The sequence below is a fragment of the Epibacterium sp. Ofav1-8 genome (assembly GCF_022348185.1).
Classification (GTDB): Bacteria; Pseudomonadota; Alphaproteobacteria; order Rhodobacterales; family Rhodobacteraceae; genus Epibacterium.
Genome location: NZ_JAKRFD010000008.1, coordinates 118,182 through 142,468, shown reverse-complemented (window position 1 = coordinate 142,468; position 24,287 = coordinate 118,182). Strand labels below are relative to the sequence as shown.

Here is a 24,287-nt window from a genome sequence, read left to right as displayed (position 1 = left end):
GAAACAAAAAACGGCGGGGGGAGACCCGCCGTTGTTGTTAATTGCCGTCCGCGTGCCTCAGAGGCCCTTGGCGCGGTAGCTGGAGGCCACCTTGTCGATGGAGACCAGATAGGCGGCGGTGCGCAGGTCGGTGACGTCGTCACGCTCGTGCCAGACCTGACGCATGGACTGGTAGGCAATGCGCATGGTGTCATCGAGACCCGAGCGCACCAGTTCCAGCTCGCCCGCGCCGCGGAGGTATTTCTCCTTGAACTTGGGATCGAGCGACCAGGCCTTGCCCATGCTTTCCGACAGCATTTCCAGCTGATCGACCACCAGCTGGTGGCGCGCCTCTTCCTGGCGGCGCTGCATGCGGCCAAAGCGGATGTGCGACAGGTTCTTGACCCACTCGAAGTAGGAGACCGTCACACCGCCGGCGTTGGCATACATGTCAGGGATGATCACGACGCCCTTCTTGCGCAGGATCTCGTCGGCGCCGGCGGTCACGGGGCCGTTTGCGGCCTCGATAATCAGCTTGGCCTGGATGTTCTCGGCATTGGAGAGGTTGATGACCCCTTCCAGAGCCGCCGGGATCAGGATGTCGCAATCGGCCTCGAGATATTTGGCGCCGTCCTTGATGTAGCGCCCCGAGGGGTAGCCATCGACGCCGCCGTGCTTGGCGATCCAGGCGCGCAGATCCTCGATGTCGAGACCGTTTTCATCAAACAGCCCGCCGTCTCGCTCGATCACGCCGACGATCTTGCAGCCGTCCTCCTCGGAGAGGAACTTGGCAGCGTGGTAGCCCACGTTGCCGAGACCCTGCACGATGACGCGTTTGCCATCCAGCGTGCCGGAGAGACCGGCCTTGGCCTTGTCTTCCTCGTAGCGGAAGAATTCCTGCAGCGCATATTGCACGCCGCGGCCGGTGGCCTCGACCCGGCCAGCGATGCCGCCCGCATTGAGCGGTTTGCCGGTGACACAGGCGCGGGCGTTGATGTCGGTGGTGTTCATGCGGGCGTATTGGTCCGCCATCCAGGCCATCTCACGCTCGCCAGTGCCCATGTCGGGCGCGGGCACGTTCTGCGAGGGGTTGATCAGGTCGCGCTTGGCGAGCTCATAGGCAAAGCGGCGGGTGATCAATTCCAGTTCGTGTTCCTCGTATTGGCGCGGGTCGATGCGCAGACCGCCCTTGGAACCGCCGAAGGGCGCTTCGACCAGGGCACATTTGTAGGTCATCAGCGCCGCCAGCGCCTCGACCTCGTCCTGGTTCACGCCCATGGCATAGCGGATGCCGCCCTTCACCGGTTCCATATGTTCGGAATGGACCGAGCGATAGCCGGTGAACGTATGGATCTGACCGCGCAGGCGCACGCCGAAACGCACCGTGTAGGTGGCGTTACAGACGCGGATCTTCTCCTCAAGTCCAGGCGGCAGGTCCATCAGCGCCACCGCGCGGTTGAACATGAGATCCACACTTTCGCGGAAGCTGGGTTCTTTGAGATTGCTCATGGGATGATCCCGTCCTTCTGAAACGACTCAAGGAGTTATGGTGCCCCCCATCTATGCAGAGAACGTTACGGACTGCGACCATTTATCCCGGGCTTTTGCACAAATTTTCGGCAGTTTGAAAACGTTAGCGGAAACGAATCGGAAATGAACACCGTTTCCCGGCGCTCCGGCGGATTGTTTCCGGACCGCAAACAACCGCGCGGCGCTTGTTGGGATTAGCTTCAAACTCTTCTGAAAAGTGCCATTTGCGGCGCGGAGCTGCCCCAGTTCAGCCATCTTTGTCAATCAATCCTAAAGAGCGGCACCACGTCCGCGCGACACCAGCTGTGCAGCCCTGCCTTCTGCGAGTCACCGCCCGCACCAACCGGGCAGACCCGCACGGCTTGGCAGCCTTTTGGAACGGGACGCGTGGACCATTCTGACCGCGACAAGGGGATGCACGGGATCGCGCCGGGTTCGCGCCGGGATCCTGCGGGCCGATGGAAAGTATGGACACATGACTGTGAGTTTCTGGACGACGACAGCTCTGGCCGGAACAGAGCGCCTGAACAGCTGGCGGGCGCGCGGACGTGCGGGCCTGAGCCGGTTCCGCGCCGACGAGAGCGGTGTGCTGCAATACCCGATGTTCGTGACCCTCATCTGCATGCTGGCGGTGCTTGGCATCGGGGTCGACCTGGTGCGCCTGGAGCGCGACCGCACCCATGTGCAATACGCGCTGGACCGGGCGGTGCTGGCGGCTGCCGACCTCGATCAGGAGCTGGAACCGGCGGCGGTGGTGCAGGACTACATGAGCAAATCCGGCGTTGGCGAATACTACCGCACCCCGGATGCGCAGGTGACGCCCACCTCGAAGCGGGTCTCTGCCAGCGTCGATGCCGATTTTGATCCCGAATGGATGCAGGTCGCCGGGGTCAAGGATCCGCTGCCGCTCTATGCGGCGGCCACCGCCGAGGAAAGCATCGGCAATGTGGAAATCTCGCTGGTGCTGGATGTGTCCGGCTCCATGCAGCACAACGACCGGCTGGTGAACCTGAAGCTGGCGGCCAAGGAATTTGTCCAGACCATGTCGGACAATACCGAGGACGACAAGATGTCGATGTCGATCGTGCCCTATTCGACCCAGGTGTCGATGCCGGCGCAGTTCCTCGACCAGCTCTCGGTCGAGGACGCACACGACGTCTCCTACTGCCTGAATTTCGACAGCAGCGATTTTTCCACCACCAGCCTCAGCACGCTGAAGACCTATGAACGCACGATGCATTTCAGCATCTGGAACACCAGTGACCAGCGCGATAACAATCGGCATGTCTACCAGCCGACCTGCGCTTCGCATGATGACAATCCGGAGCGCACGACGATCCTGCTCGAAGACGATGTCGACACGCTTCAGGACTATATCGACGATTTCAACCATTCAGAGAACACGTCGCTGGACATCGGCATGAAATGGGGCGTTGCGCTGCTCGACCCGTCAGTCCAGCCGATCATCTCGGCCCTGACGGTGGGGGAGGATGCGCTGGTCGACGCCAAGTTTGCCAGCCGTCCCACCAGCTACTCCGACACCGACACGCTGAAGGTGGTGGTGTTGATGACCGACGGTCAGAACACCCACCAGCCCCGGGTCAACGACAGCCGCCGCAGCGGCAATTCAGAAGTCTGGTACAATGAGGACGCGAACGTCTACTCCACCTACAATCCGCAGCGCTCCTACAACAAATACTACTGGCACAACAAGAACCGCTGGATGGACCATCCCTATGGCAATGGCTCCTACGAGGACGAGGTCTGCACCGGCACGGTCTATAACGGCTACTGCTACTACGGGCGCTGGAAGACCGTGACCGTGGACGAACCCGGCACGGCCGAGGAACTGAGCTTTGCCGCGCTGTTTGCGGATACCCCGTTGCAGTACATCTACTACTACCTGTTCTACGACTGGATGAATTTCTACGACGCCCGGGACGAATGGTACTACGACGTCTACAACTCTGTGGGCGCCAGCGCCAAGAACACCCGGACGCAGGCGATCTGCACCGCGGCCAAGGAAGCGGGCATCATCGTCTTCACCATCGGTTTCGAAGCCCCCTACGGCGGCCAGGAAGTGCTGCGTCAATGCGCCAGCTCCGACTCGCATTACTATGATGTGGACGGGCTGGAGATTTCGGACGCCTTTGCCTCGATCGCCTCTGCCATCCGCCAGCTGAGGTTGACAGAATGACCCGCCGCCTGCCCCTTCGCCTGCGTCTTGCCTCCTGTCTGCGCCGCTTTCGCCGGCACGAGGAGGGCGTTGCCTCGGTCGAATTCGTGGTGGTGTTCCCGCTGCTGATGATGATCCTGTTCTCCTCGGTGGAGCTGGGCGTCATCACCCTGCGCCAGGTGATGCTGGACCGGGCCGTGGACCTGACGGTGCGCGACATCCGGCTCGGCACCGGCGGCAACATGCAACATGACACCATCCGCGATGCGATCTGTGCCCGCACCGGGCTGGTCACCACCTGCACGCAGTCGCTGCGGCTGGAAATGGTGCAGCTCGATCCGTTCAACTGGGCCGGGGTCGACACCACCCCCGATTGCGTCGAGTCCGTCGAGGAGGTCAATCCGGTCACCACCTTCGTCAACGGCGACTCCAACGACCTGATGTTCCTGCGCGCCTGCATGAGCTTCTCGCCGCTGTTTCCCTATTGGGGGCTGGGCGACAAGTTGCAGAAAGACGGTGACGGGCGCATCCGCCTCTATGCCGCCAGCGCCTTTGTACAGGAGCCAAAGTAGATCATGTTTCAGCGTATTCTCCCTGCCCTGCGCCGGTTCCGGCATCGCGAAGACGGTCTTGTCTCTGTCGAGGCGGCGCTGTCGCTGCCGCTGCTGCTGATCGTCTTTGCCGTCTCCTACACGCTGTTTGACCTGTTCCGGCAGGAGGCGGTGAACAGCAAGGCGACCTATACGATCGCCGACCTGATCTCGCGCGAGACGACGGCGCTGAACGACGACTATATCGACAGTATCTATGCGCTGTCGCAGGCGATGATCCGCTCCGACACCGAGATCTCGATGCGGGTGTCGGTGGTGCGCTGGGACGAGGACACCGATGCCTATTACGTCGACTGGTCGGTGGAACGCGGCGACGAGATGGACGTCTGGACCGACGACACCGTCAGCGGCATCGCCGACAAGCTGCCGATCATGCCGGACGAGGAACGGGTGATCGTGGTGGAAACCTGGAACGTGGTGGAGCCGGTCTTTGCGGTCAATATCGGCACGCAGAACATGTACAACCTCGTGTTCACCCGCCCGCGCTTTGCCTCTCAGGTGGCTTATGAGGGCTCGGTCATCAGCGATGGCCCGGCCCATGATGACGAAGTGGATGACGCGATCCTGTAATGCCGCCCCCGCGGCGGGATCGCCCCACATCACAGAGGTGCTGTCTGGACATGGCACATCGGACCGCCGCGCAGAATGCCGGCGGTCCATTTGGTTTGCGCCCCCCAGACGCGCGCTAGCTGTCGCCGTCGGGGGCAAGCGGGTCGATCACCAGATGCGGCTGCCCGTCCGAGGTCCGTTCGCGGCTGTGGCCGTCGGGTCCGATGACACCGCTGATGCGCCGGCGCAGGTTGGAAAACCGCGTCGAGGTGACAACATCCACGGGCTGATCCAGATCCAGTTCCAGCCGGACCCAGCCGGGCCGCCCCGCCGCCGGGGTGGCGCGGATGATCCGCGCGGTGAAGGGCTGCGACAGGTAGCGGCCCGCCACCCGGGCGCCGAGGGCAAGGCGCTGCGCCCGCTGCCGGCCCAGCATCGCCGCGCAGGCGTTCCAGTCCCGAAAGCCAAGCGCATGCGCCACATGCTCCAGCGCCGCGCTGTGGGTCACCGGGGTGCCGGCGTCGGCCTGCTGGCGACGCCAGTCGCGGGCGCGGGCCTTCGCCTCGGCAAGGGAGGGGAGAGCGGGTTTCATGCGCGTCCCTCCATCCCGGCGCGGCGCGCGGTGGCGCCCCTGTGTGACCGGCGCCGCTGCCACAGCACCGCAAGGGTCAGCAGCAACAACAACGCCTCTGCCGCCGGGGCCGCCAGCCAGATGCCCCCCTCGCCGATCCGCGCCGCCAGCACAAAGGTCAGCGGGATCGAGAACAGATAGGGTTTGGACAGCCCCAGCACCGCCGCCCGCACCGCATCCCCGATGGCCTGGAAATGCATCGCCACCATCATCAGCGGCCCCGCCAGCACGAACAACGCGCCCAGCACCGGCAGGATGCGCGCCACCTCGGATATCACCCCCGGATCGGAGACGAACCAGCCCGCGATCCACCCGGCCCCGAGGCTGAGGGTCGCCTGCGTCACCGCGCAGTAGATCAGCGCGATCCAGATCGCGAGCCGGAGGCTCTGACGCACCCGCGGCCCGTCGCCGGCGCCAAAGAGATTGCCGGTGATGCTCTGCATCGCGTGCGACAGCCCCAGAAGCGGCAGGAAGGTGAAGGTCAGAAGCCGGGTGATCACCCCGTAGGCCGCGACGGTCTGGGCGTACTCCGGGGTGCGCAGCCATTGCAGCGCCACCATGATCGCCGCCGATCCCAGCGCGATGCCGATGAAGTTGAGGCTCTGCGGTGCGCCCAGCGCCAGCATCCGCCCCCAGCCCGCCAGCAGGCTCTGTTGCCACAGCACGGCCGGGCGCAGCACCGTCTCGCCGCGCAGCCGGAACCCGAGGATCAGCGCCAGCGCTAGGGCCTGCGCCAGGGCGGTGCCCAGCGCCGAGCCCGCCACGCCCATTTCGGCCTCGGCAATCAGCAGGTAGTTGAAGGCGATGTTGGAGAGCGAGACCACAAGGCTCATCAGCGCCATCAGCCCGGCGCGGCCCTCGTTGCGCAGCGCATCGGAGTTGACCGACAGCACAAACAGCAGCGGCGTACAGCCCACGGTGATGCGCAGGTAGGTGTGGCCCATGGCGGCCAGTGTGGCATCGCCCCCGGCGGCGGCCTGCGTCACCGCATCGCCCCAGAGCACAAAGCCCACCATCAGCGCCACCGCAACCGCCAGCGCCAGCCCGTGCGCGCCGGCATAATCCGCCTGCGCCGCTGGTGTGTCGCCCGCCCCGAGGTGTCGGGCAAGGCGGCTCGACATGCCGCTGGCCACCAGCGTCGCCAGTGCCACCACCAGCATATAGGCGGGAAACATCAAGGTGACGGCGGCCAGCGCCTCCGGCCCGACGAAATGGCCGAGAAACAGCGCATCGGCCACCGTGAGACACCCGTTCATCCCCATCACAAAGATGATGGGCAAGGCGGTTTTGGCATAGGTCGGACCCAATCGTCCGGTCAAAAAATGGTTGGTGGGGGAAGACGTCATATCCCCGATCTCCTCTTGCAAGAGTCGCGCAAGAACAGGATGGAGCCCGCATTACCACCCGCGCGATATGCGTGGAGGATGATCGATAGACAGAGATGTCCGCAGAACTTCACCAAGGCCAAGGGCCCGCAGGCGGCGGGGGTCTGCACCCCTGCCCCAGCGCTTAGCCCCTGCCCGGGCCTGCGTCAAGCCTGTCGTTTAGAGCGGTGCAGATGCGCGACACGCGCCAGAAGGGAGCTGACGGCGCCTGAACAGCGAATTGTCGAAATCTGCCAGAGTTCCGATTAGGCTGGGCGCATTCATTTCGGAGGAGGAAAAAGAATCATGGATGATTTTGAAGAAGTTCTTGTCGATTTTGACGACACCGGCGCCGAGCCTCTGTTTGAGGTTCCTGCGGAAAATGACGCCAAGGGCATTCAGTACAACGCTTATTGCCTACACCACAAACGATCCATCACGGGCTGGACCACGAGCAATTCGCAGATCCACTACGCAATCTATTATCATATGCGCAGCAATCCGGGCCACAGCATCCGGGTCTATCAACGCGTCACCTGAACGAGACATGCAGAGGCCCGACGCCCCGGGGATGTGGCGCGTCGGGCCAATACCTCAGCCCGCGTCGCGTTCGACCATCATGGCGGCGAGGATTTCGGTCATCGTCTTGGTCTGCGAGCCCGGCGTCACGCCGCCGATGCCGATGCGGCGGCCCATGCGCCACCAGAGGCCGGGATACCAGCAGCGCGTGCCCGGGGTCTTGCTGCGCATCAGAAAGCCGTTGGAGGGCTTGAAGGCAAAGAACCCGCGATCCAGCACCTCAAGGTCGGCGATGCGGATGATCTCGGTCCCGTCGGAGCAGCGCAGCCCCTTGGCCGTCAGCTCGATATGATGGGCGGTGGCCTGCCACATGCGATGGCCCATCCAGAGCGCACCGCCCGAGACCAGCAGCAGAAACCCCTGCCAGGCCAGCCCCGGCGCGCTGGCCATCGCCACATAAAGCGTCAGCAGCCCCAGCCCCACCAGCATGGAGACCCCCATCACCCGGCGTGCGGGCGAGGCCGCAACGGTGGCAAAGACCTCGTCAGTGTCATGCGGGCTGGTCATGGATCGCGTCTCCCTCAGATCGTCGTGGCAGGGGTAGCGAAAAACATCCGCCGCGAACAGCCCTATTGCGCGTCCTGGCGGCGGGCGCTGACCTCGTAGCCGCGCTCTTCGGGTTCGTCGTCGACCAGCGCTGTGGGAAACCCGTCGGCCAGCACGCTGACACCCGCGACCTCCTCCAGCCGCTCGATGATCTGGTCGGACTGCGCCCGCTCGCCAAACCGCGCCTGCCCGTCCGCCATGATGCGGATGATCTCGGGCGACAGCTCCAGCGGCACGTTGTGACGATCCGCGATGTCCTGGAACAGGCCGATGTCCTTCATCACCAGATCCATGGTGAAATTCACGTCGCGCGCGCCGGAGAGGATCAGCTGGCTTTCGGTCTCATGCACAAAGCTGTTGCCGGAGGAGACCCGGATCGCCTCGTAGGTGGTGGCCATGTCCATGCCGGCGGCCTTCATCGTCACCATCGCCTCGCAGAGCGTCAGCAGATTGGCCGTGGCCAGGTAGTTGGTCATCACCTTGAGGGTGCTGGCGGTGCCGAGGTCGCCGGTGTGCAGAACCCGCCGCCCGAGGATGGTCATCAAGGGCAGCACCCGGTCGAAGCCCGCGCGCGGACCGCCCACGAAGATGGAGATATTGCCGGTGTCGGCCCGGTGGCAGCCGCCCGAGACCGGACATTCCATCGCCAGCCCGCCGCGGGTCTCCACCAGCTCGGCCAGCCGCGCCACCTCGGCAGCGTCGGTGGTGGACATCTCGATCCAGATCTTGCCGGCGCGCACCTCCGGCAGCATCTGGCGCAGCACCGCGTCGCAGGCGGCGGGCGACGGCAGGCAGGTGATCACCACCTCGCAGGTCGCCATCAGATGCGCCGGGCTTTCGGCCAGCGTGGCGCCCCGGGCGACAAAATCGGCGCATTTCACCGCGTCGAGATCATGCACCCGCAGGTCGATCCCGTTGCGCAGCAGGCTGCCCGCCAGCTTGCCCCCAACATTGCCCAGGCCGACAAATCCGACCTTCATTGCATCGCTCATGATCTGCGCTCCCTGCCGCCCTGTTTGCCCCAGCCTGACCCGCCGCACCGCCGCTGGCGCGTGTGAAAACGACATCGGCGCAGCGCCCGGTGCCGGGAATGGAGCAGACGCCCCTCCTCTGCACCCATGCACAGCCCCGGTGAGCCTGTGCAGATTTTACCGGGCACAAGATCCGCCTATCTTTGGCTCAGCAACCTCTCATCAGGAGAACCCCCATGTCCCTGCGTCCAATACTGGAAACACGCGCCGCCCAACCGACGATGGAGGGCGCCGGCGTGCATCTGCACCGTGCCTTCGGGTTTCAGGACCCCAGCGAGCTGGATCCCTTCCTGCTGTTTGACGACTTTCGCAACGATCACCCCGAGCTCTACCAACAGGGCTTTCCATGGCACCCCCATCGCGGCATCGAGACCATCACCTATGTGCTGGAAGGCTCCGTCGAACATGGCGACAGCCTCGGCAACACCGGCACCCTGGGTGCGGGCGATGTGCAGTGGATGACCGCCGGGTCCGGCATCCTGCATCAGGAGATGCCCAGCGGCAACCAGAAGGGCCAGATGCACGGGTTCCAGCTCTGGGGCAACCTGCCCGGCAGCCAGAAGATGTGCGCGCCGCGCTATCAGGACGTGCAGGGCAAGGACATCCCCGAGGTGATCGACGACGACGGCACCCGGGTGAAGGTGATCGTGGGCGAATTCTGGGGCAAGCGCGGCCCGGTCGACGGTATTGCTGCCGATCCGCAATATCTCGATGTCTATGTGCCTGCGGGCGTGAAAAAGACCTTCAAGATCGACACCTACCGCCGCGCCTTCGCCTATGTCTTTGACGGTCAGGCGGCCTTTGCCGATGCCTCGCGTCCCACAGGCGTGCTGCTGGAAAAAGAGGTCGCAGGCCAGGAGGTCAACATCCGCGACATGTCCGGCGACCGCACGCTGGTGCGCTTTGGCACCGGCGACGAGATCACCGTGCAAGCGGGCCCCGAGGGCGTGCGCTTCCTGCTGATCTCCGGCGCGCCCATCGAGGAACCCGTAGCCTGGCACGGCCCCATCGTGATGAACACCCAGGCCGAGCTGCAAAAGGCCTTTGCCGAGCTGCGCAACGGGACATTTATAAGGCCCGCTCACTGATCGGGAAAACCGGTGCCCACTTTTCCCTGCGAGCGGCGCTGGCCCGCCCCCTGATCCGGAAAACCGGTGCCCACTTTTCTCTGTGAGCGGCGCTTCAGCGCTGCTCACTCTTCATGTCGCAATAGCCCACAACAGACGCGGATCGGGTCAAGGGGGCCAGCGGCCCCGCCCGGCACGGGCGGCGTGCCCTTGACGCGCCCAACCTCATCACACTTAAACGCGGCTCCTGAGGGCAGACCTGCCCCTCAGGACCGTCTCAGCAGCCTTGTTCTAAAACGCCAGCGCCAGACACTCCGGCCTGCAAACAGCCATCACCTCGCCCCCAGCAGAATAAAAGCGCGCGGAAGCGCTCCGCTTGGCACCCTCAGCCGCGCTGCGCATCCCAGATATAGGTGACCTCACCAGCCTCGCTCGCCTCTCCCGGGACAAAACCGCATTTCTGCAGCACACGGGCAGAGGCGGCATTGTCCGCCATCACACCACCGGACAGGATCACAGGCTGGCCACGATACAGGTCCTGAAGCGCGCGCAGCATCTCGCTGGCGTATCCCTGCCCCCAGGCCGCCCGGACAAAGAGATACCCGAGATGACGCAGGCGATCACCGGCAGCCCCATGCGACAGGATCAGCAGACCGATCGCCTCGCCGGCCCGGGTGGATAGCACCACGACCTCCGCCTCCTGCTGCACCCCGTCCAGCAGCGCGCAACGTGCGGCATCCGTCTCCAGTCCCTGAAACCCGTCCGGCAGATAGGCCACCACCTCGGGTTCGAAAAGCGCTTCGCGATCCTGTGGCGACAGTCGCGCGAGGGGAACCGCCCGCAACCGCTCCGACTGTAAGGCCAACAGTGCCATGTGACCTACACCCCCACCGATTTGCGCACCATGTCCCAATAGAGCGTCTCCACCTCCACCAAAGACAGCCGCCCGCCGTCGCGATACCACGTCAAAACCCCATTCAGCATCGCAATCACCGCGAGTGCCGCGATCTTGGTGTCGGGCACCTGAAACAGCCCCTGCGCGACGCCAGCCTTCAGGATGCCCTCCAGCTGATCCTCATAGGCGCGGCGACGGTCTTCGATCCTGGTAAAGTTCTCTTCTGTCAGGTTACGCAGCTCCATATAGGCGATAAAAACCGCATCCGGGCGTTCCAGATTGTAGCGGATGTGAAACCGCACAAAGCCCTCCAGCTGCCCCATCACATCGACCGGCACCTCTTCTGCGGCCCATGCGGACAGCAACCCCTCCATATGCGCCTGCATCAGGTCGAACAGCAGGCTCTGCTTGTCAGCGGTATAATTATAAAGCGCCCCGGCCTGCACCCCGACCGCGCCCGCAATCTGACGCATGGAGACGGCGGCATAGCCGTGACGGGCAAACAGCTCCTGCGCTGCGGCGCGGATACGGGGGCCGGTGATATCGGAATGAGAACCTTGGGTACGTGCCATAGACCCAAGGTATCTGAACATCTGTTCAGATAAAAGCACCATGGCGTGCTGCGCGGATTAACTTGTACCCGCAGGCGCATTTGTGCATCAAGGGCGAAATCCCGGACCGAACACGCGGTATTGCCATGCCTGCCAGACAGACCACCCCGATGCCTCTTGCGCCCCGACTGGCGCGCCTGACGGTGCTGTCGGCCTGTGCCCTCCTGAGCGTGACGGCCGCCTGCTCGCGCGTGCCTCAGCTGGAGGACCGCCTGCCCGCGGATCTGCGCAGCCAGCCCTACCCGCAGCTGCTGCCGCTCGATACCGCGCTGGCGCAGCAGCCGCTGCCCGAGGAGGAAAGCGCCGAACTCTCGGAGGCGCTGGATGCCCGCGCGGACCGGTTGCGCAGCCGGGCGGAGGCGCTGCGCCGCCGCCAGCCCTGATCCGCAGCTTCACCGTGTTGAACATTGCACCGCCGGGCCAGAGTCGCTAAGGCGACATCGAACCCATAGATCGTCAAGACAATAAGGACCTCCACTATGACTGAACCGCTTCGACTGGGGATTGCAGGTTTGGGCACGGTCGGCATTGGCGTGGTGAAGATCATTCGCCGCCATGCTGCCCTGTTGGAGGCACGAACTGGTCGTCCGGTGGTCATCACCGCCGTCTCCGCCCGCGACGCCACCAAGGATCGCGGCGTGTCGCTGAAGGACTACGCCTGGGAGACCGATCCGGTTGCACTGGCGCGCCGCGATGACGTGGATGTATTTGTCGAACTGATGGGCGGTCACGAGGGCCCCGCCAAGCTTGCAACCGAAGCGGCCCTCGCCGCGGGCAAGGATGTGGTCACCGCCAACAAGGCGCTGCTGGCCATCCACGGTCAGGCGCTGGCCGAACAGGCCGAGGCCAATGGCCGCGTGATCCGCTTTGAGGCCGCCGTTGCGGGCGGCATCCCGGTGATCAAATCCCTGACCGAGGGGCTGGCGGGCAACGAGATCACCCGCGTCATGGGCGTCATGAACGGCACCTGCAACTACATACTGACCCGGATGGAGACCGCCGGCCTGCCCTATGCAACCGTGTTCAAAGAGGCCGATGACCTGGGCTTTCTCGAAGCCGACCCGACGCTGGACGTGGGCGGCATCGACGCCGGTCACAAGCTGGCTCTTCTGGCCTCGATCGCATTCGGCACCAAACCCGCCTTTGACGATGTGAAGCTCGAGGGCATTCAGCGCATCGCCATCGAGGACATCCGCCACGCCGCCGACATGGGCTACCGGATCAAACTCTTGGGCGTGGCGCAGCGCTCCGCCCGCGGGCTGGAGCAGCGCATGACCCCCTGCCTTGTGCCCGCGAATTCGCCGCTGGGGCAGCTGGAGGGCGGCACCAATATGGTGGTGATCGAGGGCGACGCCATCGACCAGGTGGTGCTGCGCGGCCCCGGCGCCGGTGAAGGCCCCACCGCCAGCGCGGTGATGGGCGATGTGCTGGACATCGCGCGCGGCTTGCGGATTGCCACCTTTGGTCAGCCCGCGGCCACCCTCTCCGAGGAACCCGCCGCCCAGACCGGCCTGCCGGCGCCCTACTACGTGCGCATGGCCTTGCAGGACAAACCCGGCGCGCTGGCCAAAGTGGCTTCGGCGCTGGGGGATGCGGGCGTGTCGATCCACCGGATGCGCCAGTATGACCACGCGACCACCGTCGCGCCGGTGCTGATCGTGACCCACAAATGCACCTCCGCCATGCTGGACCAGGCGCTGGAGGCACTGGCGGCCACCGGTGTGGTCGAAGGCGCGCCCGTGGCGCTGCGCATCGAAGAACTGTGACATTGCTGCCCTAAGATCGGCGCATGCGGACCGGCGGCTGGCAACGCGCCGCCGATCCGCGCCAGAGAAACGCAAAAGACGTGTTGTTAGCGACACCAGCCCTGCCGCAGCCTTGCCCCTTTGGGGCCGGGCGGGCTATGCCGGGCTGGATCGCGCAAGTTTGAGATAGGAATATTGGGAATGACATCGACCACCGCCGACGCGCCGTTTCATGATCGCCTGCTGTCCCTGGGCCTGGCCCGGGTTGCGGAACAGGCCGCCCTAGCCTCTGCCCCGCTGATCGGGCGCGGCGACGAGAAGGCCGCCGACCAGGCCGCCGTGAACGCCATGCGCGAGCAGCTGAACCTTCTGGACATTGCCGGCGTGGTGGTGATCGGCGAAGGCGAGCGCGACGAGGCGCCGATGCTGTATATCGGCGAGGAAGTGGGCACCGGCAACGGCCCCGGCGTCGATATTGCGCTGGACCCGCTGGAAGGCACCACGCTGACCGCCAAGGACATGCCCAACGCGCTCACCGTGATCGCCATGGGGCCGCGTGGTTCCATGCTGCACGCGCCCGACACCTATATGGACAAGCTGGCGGTTGGCCCGGGCTACCCTGAGGGCGTGGTCTCGCTCGATATGTCGCCGCGTGAACGGGTCGAGGCGCTGGCCAAGGCCAAGGGCTGCGCGCCCTCGGACATCACCGTCTGCATTCTGGAACGCCCCCGCCACGAGGCGATGATCGCCGAGGTGCGCGAAACCGGCGCCTCGATCCGCCTGATCACCGATGGCGATGTGGCCGGCGTCATGCACTGCGCCGAGGCCGAGGTCACTGGCATCGACATGTATATGGGCCAGGGCGGCGCACCCGAAGGTGTGCTGGCGGCGGCGGCGCTGAAATGCATGGGGGGCCAGATCTTTGGCCGTCTCTTGTTCCGCAACGACGATGAAAAAGCCCGCGCCGCCAAGGCCGGTATCACCGATCTGGACCGCATCTATGCCCGTGACGAGATGGTCACGCAGGATGTGATCTTTGCCGCCACCGGCGTCACCGGTGGCTCGCTGCTGCCGCGCATCAAGCGCCAGCCGGGCTGGGTCGAGACCACCACGCTGTTGATGCGCTCCAAGACCGGATCGGTGCGCCGCATGACCTACCGCACGCCGCTGAGCGCGCATCAGTAATCCTGATCGGGCCGCGGCGCTTGCAGCTGCGGTCGGGATTTAGGTATTTGGGAAAAGATGAAAGGCCGGGTCCCGCGCGGGTCCGGCCTTTTCTGCAAAAAGATCGGGAGAGTGGATTTGAGTTTTCTGGGTGTTGAGACCTCTCTGACCGGGCGGTCCTGGATCGGTCCCGGTGTGGAGCAGGCCCGTGCTGGTGAACATCTGGCGCAGGAAACCGGCCTGCCCCCGGCGGTCTGTCAGGTGCTGGCACGGCGCGGTGTTCCTGCGCATGAGGCAACGGGATTCCTGACACCGCAACTCAAGGAGTTACTGCCCGATCCGCGCCGGATGAAGGACATGGAAACCGCCGCTGCGCGGTTCCTGCACGCGGTGGAGCGGCGCGAGCGGATTGCGATCTTTGCCGATTATGACGTGGATGGCGGATCGTCGGCGGCGTTGTTGCTGGTCTATCTGCGGCAGATGGGTCAGCAGGCGACGCTCTATATCCCCGATCGCATCGACGAGGGCTATGGCCCCAATGACGAGGCGATGGCAGCGCTGGCGCGCGATCACGACCTGATTGTCTGTGTCGATTGCGGCACGCTCTCGCATGGGCCGATCGCGGCGGCCAAGGGCGCGGATGTGGTGGTGCTGGATCACCACCTCGGCGGCGAGACCCTGCCCGACTGCGTGGCGGTGGTGAACCCCAATCGGCAGGATGAAGACGGCGATCTGGGCTATTTCTGCGCTGCCGGTGTGGTGTTCCTGATGCTGGTGGAGGTGCGCCGTCAGGCCCGTGAAAAGGGGCTTGGCGCGGGGCCGGATCTGATGGCGATGCTGGATCTGGTGGCCCTGGCGACGGTGGCGGATGTGGCGCCGCTGATTGGGGCCAACCGGGCGCTGGTGCGGCAGGGCCTCAAGGTCATGGGACAGCGTCAGCGCGCAGGATTGGTGGCGCTGGCGGATGTGAGCCGGATGGATTCGGCGCCCTCCACCTATCACCTCGGGTTCCTGCTGGGTCCGCGCGTCAACGCAGGCGGGCGCATCGGCAAGGCGGATCTGGGTGCGCGGCTGCTGTCGACGGATAATCCGCATGAGGCCGCAGCCCTTGCCGAACGGCTGGATCAACTCAACACCGAGCGGCGCGACATTGAAAACGCCGTGCGCGCCGCCGCCCTGGAACAGGCCGAGGAGCGTGGCTTTGACGCGCCGCTGGTCTGGGCGGCGGGCGAAGGCTGGCATCCGGGCGTGGTGGGCATCGTAGCCTCGCGCCTGAAAGAAGCCACCGGTCGCCCGGCGGTGGTGATCGGACTTGATGGCGATGAGGGCAAAGGGTCGGGACGGTCCGTGTCCGGCATCGACCTTGGGGCCTCGATCCAGAAGGTCGCGATGGAGGGGCTTTTGCTCAAAGGCGGCGGCCACAAGATGGCGGCGGGCCTCACGGTGGCGCGCGACCAGCTGGAGCCTGCAATGGCGCGGCTGGCGGAGCTCCTAGACAAACAGGGCGCGGGTGATCTGGGCCCGGCGGATCTGAAGCTGGACGGGATGCTGATGCCCGGTGCTGCCACGGTGGAGCTGATCGAGCAGATCGAACAGGCCGGGCCGTTTGGGGCCGGAGCCCCTGCCCCGCGCTATGGTTTTCCCGATCTGGCGGTGCGCTTTGCCAAGCGGGTTGGGGAATCGCACCTCAAGGTGAGTTTCACCGATGGTATGGGCGGCAACATTGACGCCATCGCCTTTGGCGCGTTTGACACGCCCCTTGGGCCGCGCCTGCTGGAGCATGGCGGCGCGCGGTTTCATGTGGCCGGACGGCTGGAAGTGAACACCTGGGGCGGCCGCCAAAGCGCGCAATTGCGGCTGGAGGATGCGGCGGAGGCCTGAGCCGCGCCAGATCTGGCGGGGATTTTGCCTGTGGATAAGAATTTTGCGCCGCAGGCGATTTTTTCGCTTGCGGCACCGGGCGCAAAACCCTAAACAGCCGCTCACACCAAGAGTGCTCCGTTCGTCTATCGGTTAGGACGCCAGGTTTTCAACCTGGAAAGAGGGGTTCGATTCCCCTACGGAGTACCATTTTCTCCTCCCGTAAAAATTTGATGCGCATCCCGTGTGGATGTCGCGATTGCGCTGCTCTGTCTTCAGATGCGGCGCTTAACGCGTTGATATAAATGCTATTATTCGGAAAATTCGGGCTGTCGCAAAAACTTTGCAGTTTGTGCATTTTTCCTCTTGCACGGCCCGGGTGGCTTCAGTAAACACCCGCTCACACCAAGTGTGCTCCGTTCGTCTATCGGTTAGGACGCCAGGTTTTCAACCTGGAAAGAGGGGTTCGATTCCCCTACGGAGTACCATTTTTCATTTTGAAAACTGGCACGTTCCACCACTCACGCACGCCCTATTTGCATGCGCGGCGGGGGATTATCCTGTTGAGGAAATCGCCCGCCGCAGGTGTGTGAGCGCCTCTGCCTGCTCCTCCAGATCGTTGAGACAGGCCCCCAGAACCACCCCATTATATGCCCCGGCGCGACGGCTGTAGGTCGAGAGCGATTCCGCCCCCACCCCGCCCGCGCGGGCTGCCGCGGTGATGGCCTGATCGCACAGCTCCGGGCGCAGGTGCAGCACCACTTGCATGCCCGCGTGATGATCCTCCACGTGACCCACATCGGCAAAATCCCGGCGTAAGCGGTCGATGAGCGTGCGGTGTCTTTCGGCGTAGGTGCGGCGCACGCGGCGCAGGTGGCGGTAGAACTCGCCGCGCTGCATGAACTCTGCCAGTGCCGCCTGCGGCATGGCGCTGGCCCGCGCGCCCTTCATGCGCATCGCCTGCGCAAGCCGGTCGATCAGCCCCTCGGGCGCCACGATGTAACCCATCCGCAGGCTGTTGGAGAAGATCTTGGAAAAGCTGCCGATGTAGACGGTGCGCCCCTGCCCGTCGACGCCCGCCAGCGCCGGAATCGGTCGGCCTGCGTAGCGGAACTCCGAATCGTAATCGTCCTCGATGATCCAGCCCTGCGACTGCGCCGCCCAGCGCACGAACTCTTGCCGTCGGCCCGCACTCATCGCGCCGCCCAGCGGATATTGATGCGAGGGGGTGAGCACCACCACATCGGTCTCATCCCCAAGCCTCGGCACCTCTGCCCCCTGCGCATCCAACGCCAGATCGCGGGTGCGGCGGCCCTGTGCCTCGGCAAAGCGGCGGATCGGCGGGTAGCCCGGATCCTCGACACCGACGCGGCCCTCAGCCGAGGCCAGCGCATGCAGGCAGATGTCCAGCGCCTCGGTCGCACCAGAGGTCACCAGCACCTGTTCGGGACGTGCCGCGATCCCGCGCCAGTCGCGCACGTGGCTGGCGATGGCCTGCCGCAGCTCCGGGTGACCAAAGCGGCCACAGCCCGTCAGCATGTCCTCGGGCCGGGTCCGGCACAGGCGCGCGACGCATTTCGCCCAGGCACGATGCGGAAACAGCCGCATATCGGGCTGGCCCGCCTCCAGCAGCAGATCGCCGCGTTCGCTGAGTTTGGGCGCAGGGGCTGCGGATGCGCCCGGTGACAGCTCCACCTCACCCATGGCGCAGACCGTGTAACCAGAACCGCGACGCGACGCGAGATAACCTTCTGCGACGAGCTGTTCATAGGCGGTGACCACCGTGGCCCGCGCCACCCCCAGATCCCCCGCGAGCGCGCGGGTGGCGGGCAGCCGGGCACCGGTCTCAAGCGCGCCGGAGCGGATACGGCCCCGAAACGAGGCACAGATCTGCTCAAAGATCGGCACATCTGACGTGCGATCCGGCATGAAGGCGGGCGTGTCACCGGGCATGGAATTGGTCCGTTCAGAGTGATCCAAAGCCAAAGCTATGCCTCAGCCAATTTGCACACAAGCAAAGACCGGACACATGGCCCGGCCTTTTGGTCGCGTTTGGCGGGATCGCTACTCGGCCGCGTGATGCCCGCCATAGGCGCGCAGCTCCACGAAGGTCTCGTTATAGCAGGCGCCATCCCCGATATCCGTGCGCACCTCCACCGGGATCAGCGCATTGGCGGTGAGGCCGGTTTCGGAGCTGATGCGCCATGTGCCCTTGGGGGCATAGACCACCCCGCGCTGCATCGCGTCCGAGATCTTCAGACGGAAGGTCACGGCCCCACGGGCATTTGCCACCTCGACCGTGTCGCCCTCCTCAAGCCCGCGCGCGGCGGCGTCCTCGGGGTGGACCTCGATGCTTTCGGGACCGGCAGAGAGCGGTGCGCTGCCGAAGGTCGCGTTGATGCGTTTGTCGGAACTGGGCGTAATCAGCACCAAGGGCAGATCCTGCGGCACCGGATCAAAGCGCGGCACGCCAAAGCCGGTTTCAGCCTCCAGCGCGGCGCTGAAGAGTTCAATCCGGCCGGTTTCCGTGTCCGGCGTCACCGTATCGCACAGGATCAGCGCCGCACCGTCGCTGTTTTGCATTTCCAGCGCCCGGTCGGTCGGCATCTGGCTGGGTGGGCGGCCCTCAAACTGCGGATGGCTGGCGTCCATGGCGTCATCCATCAGCTGCACGTCCGAGGCCTGATGGGCGGCTTCGGTATAGCCAAAGCGCGCCGCCAAACGGCGAAAGATTTCCGTATTGGGCAGGCTCTCCCCCACCGGCGCGATCACCGGCTCGGCGCGCTGCACGTAGTTCTGACCATAGGCGGCAAAGATCTCGTCATGTTCAAAATGGGTCGCGGCAGGCAGGATCACGTCGCAATAGGCCATGCTGTCGGTCATCACCACGTCACAGCCGACGGTGAACATCTCCGGCTGGCTGAGCGCCGCAATCATGCGGGCCTGATCCGGATGGGTGGCCACGGGGTTGTGGTTGTAGATCATCACCGCATTGATCGGCGTGGGCTGGTCCCGGTCCAGCATCAGCCGCGCCACGTCGAGGATGTTCACAACCCGTGTGTCGGGGTCGATCAGGTGATCGCCTTGCAGTCGCGCCCGGGTCTTGGGCGAGGCAAGGCCGGATTTGGCCACCACCCCGGCCCCCAGCCGCCCGTGTTGACCCAGAAGCGCATTGAGCGCCATGGCCGCACGCAGGCCGGACCCGCCGGAGCGGCCACGCTCCATCCCGTTGCCGGTGGAGGTCGCGAGCCGCTCTGCCGCCTGCATCCAGTCGGCCAGTTGCAGGATGTCGCGCACCTCAAGACCGCAGATTTCTGCGGCGTCCTCAATGGAGTATCTGCGCGCCTCGGCCATGTAGGCCTCTGCGCCATGCACCCACTGCGCGATAAACTCCGCATCAAAGGCCCCGCGCCGTTCCAGCTCTGTGGCGAGCGCATGGGCCAGCACCACATCGGTGCCCGGTTTGACCTGAAGATAAAGGTCAGCCTGCTGCGCGATCTTGATGCGCTTGGGGTCGATCACCACCAGCCGCGCGCCCTTGGCCCGCGCGGCCTTCACCACACGGGTCAGATGCAGGTTGGAGACGGTGACATTGTTGCCCCAGACCACGATCAGATCGGCGTGCTGCGCCTGCTCGGGCGGCATGCCGGGCGCGTTGCCATAAAGGCTCTCGTAAGCGAGGCTGCGCACCCCGCCGCAGAGCGGGCCCCGGTTCATCCGGGTCGCCCCGAGGCGATAGAAGAACCGCCGATCCAGCGAGCCGCCGGCCAGTTCGCCATGCGGGCCAGCATAATTCAGCGGCAGGATGGATTGAGCGCCATGGGCGTCGATCGCCGCGCGAAAGCCCGCCACCACCAAGTCCAGCGCCGCATCCCAGCTGATACGCTCAAACTGATCCGACCCGCGTGGGCCAACCCGCCGCAACGGATGGGTCAGCCGCGCAGGGCCGTGGACAAAATCGGGATAGGCGCGCGTGACCTTGTTGCAGACCACTCCGGCGGTAAACGGATTGGCGTCAGAGCCGCGCACAGAGGTGATCTGATCGCCCGTGACCTCAACGCTGAGGCTACACGTGTCGGGGCAATCCAACGGGCAGACGCTGGGCAGGATGCGCGGGGTGGCGGCGGAGGGGGAATGGCTGGACATGGCTGTGCTCCACGATGGCTGTGCCCCCGGGGTAGCGCAGCGCAGGCCCGGTCAAAAGCTCCAATAGAGGCCAATCCGGGCAGACCAATTTTCCGCAGCCCCGTTTTCACAACGCCAGTGCACAGCAGCCCCCTCCGACGGCCGCCCCCCCGGCGCGCGATCTCACAACAGACCCCACCCGCAGCGTCATTGCGGACGGGCCAGAGACCTTGGCAGATTGGGATTGAACGGATCAGGCGGAGCGGCTGTCCGGCTCCACCATCTCCGTTTCCTGATGCGGGGTGTAGAACATGTGCTGCGCCTTGCCCGCCCGTTTGGCGGCATAGAGCGCCACATCGGACTGGTGCAGCAGCACGGCCGCATCGGGCTGCGCCATGGAGGTCGACAGGGTGGTGCCTGCCGAAGCCGAGATCTGGCAGCTCTCGGCACCGTATTGGATCGGCTCTTCGAGGCGGGTGATCAGGCGGCAGGCCAGATCGGACAGCCGCTTGCGATCCAGCAAGCCTTCGAAAATAATCACAAATTCATCGCCACCAACGCGCACCACCGTGTCGGACTTGCGGGTGCACTCGACCATGATCGCCGCCACGCGCTGCAACACCGCATCGCCTGCCGCGTGGCCGTAGGTGTCGTTGACCTGCTTGAAGAAGTCGAGATCCACATGCATCAGCGCAAAATCGCGCCCGCCCAGGATCAGGCGGTTGAGCACATGATCCATGGCGCGGCGGTTCTTCAGCCCGGTCAGCGTGTCGGTAAAGGCCTGTTCCTCGGCCGCGATCTTGGCCCCTTGCAGGCGCAGGTTCAACTGGCGCGAGGCCTCCATCGCGGCGGATTTCGCCTCTACCAGATAGAGCATTTCGATGGTCAGGTCGGTGGGCGAGAAATCCTGGCTGGTCAGGTTGAAGTCACGCACCGCATCCAGCACCGAAATCCCGAACGACAGGTTGATAAAGGCCCCCTGCCCGTTTGGCAGCGGCACCAGCACGCCTTTCATGCGGGTGTGCGGCGCGGCGCGCAGCTGGAAATGCAGCTTGGTGCCCGCGGTTTCCATCAGATCCGAAATCGTCTTGATCCAGCGCGGGCGTTGCAGGTCCAGCACATCAAAGAAGGGCTTGCCGGTCCAGCTGTCCTCGCCCGAGAGCTTGTGCAGGGTCGGCCCGTGGCTGAGCACCTGACCCTCGGCGTCGATGATGACATGCATCGGGCACAGTTGGTTTGCAAACCCGGCGAGATCGTCAAAGCTCATCATAGTGTATGCGCTCCCAGATCGAAGGTCCGCCCCTCGGCAAATTCGCTCTCCACCAGGGTGATGGAGATCACATCCGCCCCGTCCTGGCTGCCGGATTGCTCCAGGAACACAAGGGCGCCGTAGTCATCGGCCATGGCGCGCAGCACGCCGGTCATCACCTGGGCATATCCGGGCACGCCGGGCTGGCACAGCAGGTCGAATTGCCCCGGCGCCTGTTCGATCAGCTCCAGCCCCGGCAACCGCAGGTCCGACACCGCCAGCCGGGCGCGATCCGGCAGGTCATCCAGCGAGTGCAGGAAATCGACGTAGTTCACGCCGCCAAAGCGCAGCAGGCGGCGCAGGGCCTCGACCTGGGGGTTGGAGACCAGAAAGGTCCCCACATCCTCCAGGATCTCGGGCAAGGGCCGTTCCAGATTCTGCTCCACGGCGCGCAGCATGCGCTCGGATTGCTCTTCCGAGTAGACAAGCATCGCTTCGAACTCGGTAAACCCAAGCCCGCTCGCGTCCATGATGTCCGTCCAGCGTCCTGTTCCATAGGTGCTGGAGACAAAGGCCTGGACAGCTCTGTTAATCAAACCGTGCATACGGTTGTTCCCTACTTCACCCTGACCCGATCCTAGGCGAGCATGCTTAAGAAAGGCCGAATAGCTAAAATTGAACCTGCATTTGAAACAGGGGACCCCCCCGTCATTGCCCCGCCCCTGCGCCGTCCCGCAGCGGTAATAACCCGCTGGCCGGTGACCTGGCGCCACGGCTGTTGCATTCCCCTGCCTGCATGTTTTCCAGTTATGCCCTCTACAGCCTGCGTCGTAAATGATGCGTAAAGCTGCCGGGAGAGGTGCCCAAAAACTCGTATCCTGTCTTCGCGTTTGATCGTTACGCGGGCATCATAAGACAAGAAAACCGCCCGCTCCAACCGATTATTGGCTGGTGCGGGCGGCATTTTGCGGAAAACTGCCTGATTGACCGGAATCCGGACAGAACGTTAAAAATCCGTTGGCGCGCCGCCCTCGGCCTTGCGGCGTTCGACAAAGGCGGCGAGTTCCTCGCGGATGGCCGGATCCATCGGCGGCTCCTCGAATTCGCCCAGAATCTGCTTGAACATCCCGTGGGCGCGTTCAGCGGTCCAGGTGGCGCCGGCGGCTTCCCAGGCCTCATAGTTGCGCCAGTCGCTCAGGAACGGCTGGTAAAAGGCGGTGGCATAGCGGTCCTGGGTGTGCTGGATGCCGAAGAAATGGCCGTCGTTGCCGACCTCGCGGATCGCATCCAGCGCGATCTCGTCCGGGCCGGTGGCGTTGATCACCGGATCCATGTAGCGCTGGATCATCTGCAGGACTTCGCAGTCCATGATGAATTTCTCCGGGCTGGCGATCAGCCCGCCCTCCAGCCAGCCCGCCGCGTGATAGACCATGTTGGTGCCCGACTGCACCGCCGCCCAGAGCGAGTTGGAGGTCTCCCACATCGCCTGCCCGTCCGGCACATTGGCGGCACAGACCCCGGAGGAGCGCATCGGCAGGCCGTAAAAGCGGGCCATCTGGCCGGTCATCTGGGTGGAGCGCATGTATTCCGGGGTGCCAAAGGCCGGGGCGCCCGATTTCATGTCCACGTTGGAGGTAAAGGTGCCGATGGCGCAGGGCACGCCGGGGGCGACGTATTGGAACAGGGCGATCGCACAAAGCGATTCGGCCAGCGACTGCGCCACAGCGCCTGCCATGGTCACCGGCGCCATCGCCCCCGCCAACGTGAAGGGCGACACGATCACCGGCTGGCCGCGCCGGATCAGCCGCAGCGAGCCGTCGATCATCGGCTCGTCATGCTTCAGCGGCGAGGTGGAGTTGATATTGGTGTACATATGCGGCTTGGCGTCGAATTCCTCATGGCTGAGGCCGCCGGCGATGCGCACCATCTCCATCACATCCTCGACCCGCTCCTTGCCCAGCGAATAGGCATGCATCACCTTGTCGGTGAGGGTCAGCTTGTCATAGAGCACATCGAGGTGGCGCACCGAGGCATGCAGGTCTACCGGCTCCACCGGGTAGCCGCCGGCAAAGTGGATACAGTTGAAATACTGGGTCAGCTTCAACAGGTTGCGGCAGTGTTCGCGGGTGCCGGGGATTTTCTGCTTCAGCTCCATGTCCCAATAGTTGGGCGGCGAGGAGACATTGCCGAACAGCATCGTGGTGCCGCCGACATGGAGCGCTCGGTCGGGGTTGCGCGGCGTCAGGGTGAAGTCGCGCGGGGCCTTGGCCACCATCTCCATCACGAAGTCGCGGTCCATGCGGACCAGTTCGCCCTCGACCTTGACGCCGGCCTGCTTGAAGATCTCCAGCGCCTCGTCGTTGAGGAACTGCACGCCGATTTCCTCGAGGATGCGCATGGCCCCGTCATGGATGGCGGCGATGCCCTCTTCGGTCAGCGGCTCGATCGGACGGTCGATATTGGTCGGAGGGTTCCAGGGCATCTGCTCCAACGTGGCGGTGCCACGGCGTGCCGCCGCCCCCGCCCTGCCGCCACCGCGGCGCTTGCGTGCAACTGTCTCCGACATGATGCCCCC

Annotated in this window: 21 protein-coding genes and 2 tRNA genes; 11 read left to right on the top strand and 12 right to left on the bottom strand. The window is 64.7% G+C overall.

Features of this window, described 5'->3' with window-relative positions:
• Nucleotides 1-57 precede the first annotated feature (57 nt).
• A complete protein-coding gene (locus MHM97_RS14210; protein WP_239323027.1) occupies nucleotides 58-1,488 on the bottom strand; it encodes a Glu/Leu/Phe/Val family dehydrogenase in 1,431 nt (476 codons plus the stop codon).
• A gap of 496 nt (nucleotides 1,489-1,984) precedes the next feature.
• On the opposite strand from MHM97_RS14210, the gene MHM97_RS14205 reads away from it, so the two are divergent.
• Genes MHM97_RS14205 through MHM97_RS14195 form a run of 3 tightly spaced genes read left to right on the top strand, consistent with a single transcriptional unit; the run spans nucleotide 1,985 to nucleotide 4,866 of the window.
• Nucleotides 1,985-3,706, top strand: a complete 1,722-nt coding sequence (locus tag MHM97_RS14205) for a TadE/TadG family type IV pilus assembly protein (protein ID WP_239323026.1) — start codon at nucleotides 1,985-1,987, stop codon at nucleotides 3,704-3,706.
• Entirely contained in the window at nucleotides 3,703-4,257 is a 555-nt protein-coding gene (locus MHM97_RS14200) for a TadE/TadG family type IV pilus assembly protein (protein ID WP_239323025.1), read from the top strand. Before MHM97_RS14205 ends, MHM97_RS14200 begins: the two co-directional genes overlap by 4 nt.
• 3 nt (nucleotides 4,258-4,260) lie before the next feature.
• A complete protein-coding gene (locus tag MHM97_RS14195; RefSeq protein WP_239323024.1) occupies nucleotides 4,261-4,866 on the top strand; it encodes a TadE/TadG family type IV pilus assembly protein in 606 nt (201 codons plus the stop codon).
• A gap of 115 nt (nucleotides 4,867-4,981) precedes the next feature.
• On the opposite strand, the gene MHM97_RS14190 is transcribed toward MHM97_RS14195, so the two are convergent.
• Both MHM97_RS14190 and MHM97_RS14185 read right to left on the bottom strand, forming a co-directional pair.
• Nucleotides 4,982-5,437 (bottom strand): glyoxalase superfamily protein, encoded by a 456-nt coding sequence (locus tag MHM97_RS14190; protein WP_239323023.1) that lies wholly within the window; start codon nucleotides 5,435-5,437, stop codon nucleotides 4,982-4,984.
• Nucleotides 5,434-6,822, bottom strand: a complete 1,389-nt coding sequence (locus MHM97_RS14185) for an MATE family efflux transporter (protein ID WP_239323022.1) — start codon at nucleotides 6,820-6,822, stop codon at nucleotides 5,434-5,436. The genes MHM97_RS14190 and MHM97_RS14185 overlap by 4 nt, the downstream gene beginning before the upstream one ends.
• 324 nt (nucleotides 6,823-7,146) lie before the next feature.
• Here MHM97_RS14185 and MHM97_RS14180 point away from each other — a divergent pair, with 324 nt between their 5' ends.
• Nucleotides 7,147-7,380: a hypothetical protein gene (locus tag MHM97_RS14180; protein ID WP_239323021.1), complete on the top strand. Its 234-nt coding sequence runs from the start codon at nucleotides 7,147-7,149 to the stop codon at nucleotides 7,378-7,380.
• Nucleotides 7,381-7,434: 54 nt separating this feature from the next.
• Here the strand turns inward: MHM97_RS14180 and MHM97_RS14175 are convergent, their stop codons facing one another.
• Together MHM97_RS14175 and MHM97_RS14170 are read right to left on the bottom strand one after the other, a co-directional pair.
• Nucleotides 7,435-7,926: a hypothetical protein gene (locus MHM97_RS14175; RefSeq protein ID WP_239323020.1), complete on the bottom strand. Its 492-nt coding sequence runs from the start codon at nucleotides 7,924-7,926 to the stop codon at nucleotides 7,435-7,437.
• 62 nt (nucleotides 7,927-7,988) lie between these two features.
• The gene (locus MHM97_RS14170; protein WP_239323122.1) at nucleotides 7,989-8,945 is read right to left on the bottom strand and encodes an NAD(P)-dependent oxidoreductase; all 957 of its coding nucleotides are present in this window, start codon (nucleotides 8,943-8,945) and stop codon (nucleotides 7,989-7,991) included.
• A gap of 227 nt (nucleotides 8,946-9,172) precedes the next feature.
• Between MHM97_RS14170 and MHM97_RS14165 the strand changes: the two genes are divergently transcribed.
• Nucleotides 9,173-10,084, top strand: coding sequence for a pirin family protein (locus MHM97_RS14165; protein WP_239323019.1), 912 nt, complete (start codon nucleotides 9,173-9,175; stop codon nucleotides 10,082-10,084).
• 364 nt (nucleotides 10,085-10,448) lie between these two features.
• Here the strand turns inward: MHM97_RS14165 and MHM97_RS14160 are convergent, their stop codons facing one another.
• Nucleotides 10,449-10,937 (bottom strand): GNAT family N-acetyltransferase, encoded by a 489-nt coding sequence (locus MHM97_RS14160; protein ID WP_239323018.1) that lies wholly within the window; start codon nucleotides 10,935-10,937, stop codon nucleotides 10,449-10,451.
• A 5-nt stretch (nucleotides 10,938-10,942) separates the two neighbouring features.
• Nucleotides 10,943-11,530, bottom strand: a complete 588-nt coding sequence (locus MHM97_RS14155) for a TetR/AcrR family transcriptional regulator (protein WP_239323017.1) — start codon at nucleotides 11,528-11,530, stop codon at nucleotides 10,943-10,945.
• Between the two features lie 149 nt (nucleotides 11,531-11,679).
• Here MHM97_RS14155 and MHM97_RS14150 point away from each other — a divergent pair, with 149 nt between their 5' ends.
• The 6 genes from MHM97_RS14150 to MHM97_RS14125 all read left to right on the top strand — a co-directional run bounded on the left by MHM97_RS14150 (nucleotide 11,680) and on the right by MHM97_RS14125 (nucleotide 16,826).
• A complete protein-coding gene (locus tag MHM97_RS14150) occupies nucleotides 11,680-11,952 on the top strand; it encodes a hypothetical protein (RefSeq protein ID WP_239323016.1) in 273 nt (90 codons plus the stop codon).
• A 96-nt stretch (nucleotides 11,953-12,048) separates the two neighbouring features.
• Entirely contained in the window at nucleotides 12,049-13,335 is a 1,287-nt protein-coding gene (locus tag MHM97_RS14145) for a homoserine dehydrogenase (protein ID WP_239323015.1), read from the top strand.
• A 180-nt stretch (nucleotides 13,336-13,515) separates the two neighbouring features.
• A complete protein-coding gene (gene glpX, locus MHM97_RS14140; RefSeq protein ID WP_239323014.1) occupies nucleotides 13,516-14,499 on the top strand; it encodes a class II fructose-bisphosphatase in 984 nt (327 codons plus the stop codon).
• A 117-nt stretch (nucleotides 14,500-14,616) separates the two neighbouring features.
• Nucleotides 14,617-16,359 carry a single-stranded-DNA-specific exonuclease RecJ gene (gene recJ, locus MHM97_RS14135; RefSeq protein ID WP_239323121.1) on the top strand — a complete coding sequence of 581 codons (1,743 nt, stop codon included), beginning with the start codon at nucleotides 14,617-14,619 and terminating at the stop codon, nucleotides 16,357-16,359.
• 114 nt (nucleotides 16,360-16,473) lie between these two features.
• A tRNA-Glu gene (locus MHM97_RS14130) sits at nucleotides 16,474-16,548 on the top strand.
• Nucleotides 16,549-16,751: 203 nt separating this feature from the next.
• Nucleotides 16,752-16,826, top strand: a tRNA-Glu gene (locus MHM97_RS14125).
• Nucleotides 16,827-16,893: 67 nt separating this feature from the next.
• On the opposite strand, the gene pdxR is transcribed toward MHM97_RS14125, so the two are convergent.
• The 5 genes from pdxR to MHM97_RS14100 form a co-directional block, all read right to left on the bottom strand.
• Complete coding sequence (gene pdxR / locus MHM97_RS14120) at nucleotides 16,894-18,291, bottom strand: MocR-like pyridoxine biosynthesis transcription factor PdxR (RefSeq protein ID WP_239323013.1); 1,398 nt, start codon at nucleotides 18,289-18,291, stop codon at nucleotides 16,894-16,896.
• Nucleotides 18,292-18,402: 111 nt separating this feature from the next.
• Nucleotides 18,403-20,484, bottom strand: a complete 2,082-nt coding sequence (locus tag MHM97_RS14115) for a molybdopterin-containing oxidoreductase family protein (protein WP_239323012.1) — start codon at nucleotides 20,482-20,484, stop codon at nucleotides 18,403-18,405.
• Between the two features lie 232 nt (nucleotides 20,485-20,716).
• On the bottom strand, nucleotides 20,717-21,733 hold the full coding sequence (locus MHM97_RS14110) for a GGDEF domain-containing protein (protein WP_239323011.1): 1,017 nt from the start codon (nucleotides 21,731-21,733) through the stop codon (nucleotides 20,717-20,719).
• Nucleotides 21,730-22,317, bottom strand: coding sequence for a heme NO-binding domain-containing protein (locus MHM97_RS14105; RefSeq protein WP_239323010.1), 588 nt, complete (start codon nucleotides 22,315-22,317; stop codon nucleotides 21,730-21,732). Before MHM97_RS14105 ends, MHM97_RS14110 begins: the two co-directional genes overlap by 4 nt.
• A 401-nt stretch (nucleotides 22,318-22,718) precedes the next feature.
• Nucleotides 22,719-24,278, bottom strand: coding sequence for a trimethylamine methyltransferase family protein (locus tag MHM97_RS14100; RefSeq protein WP_239323009.1), 1,560 nt, complete (start codon nucleotides 24,276-24,278; stop codon nucleotides 22,719-22,721).
• Between the last annotated feature and the right edge of the window lie 9 nt (nucleotides 24,279-24,287).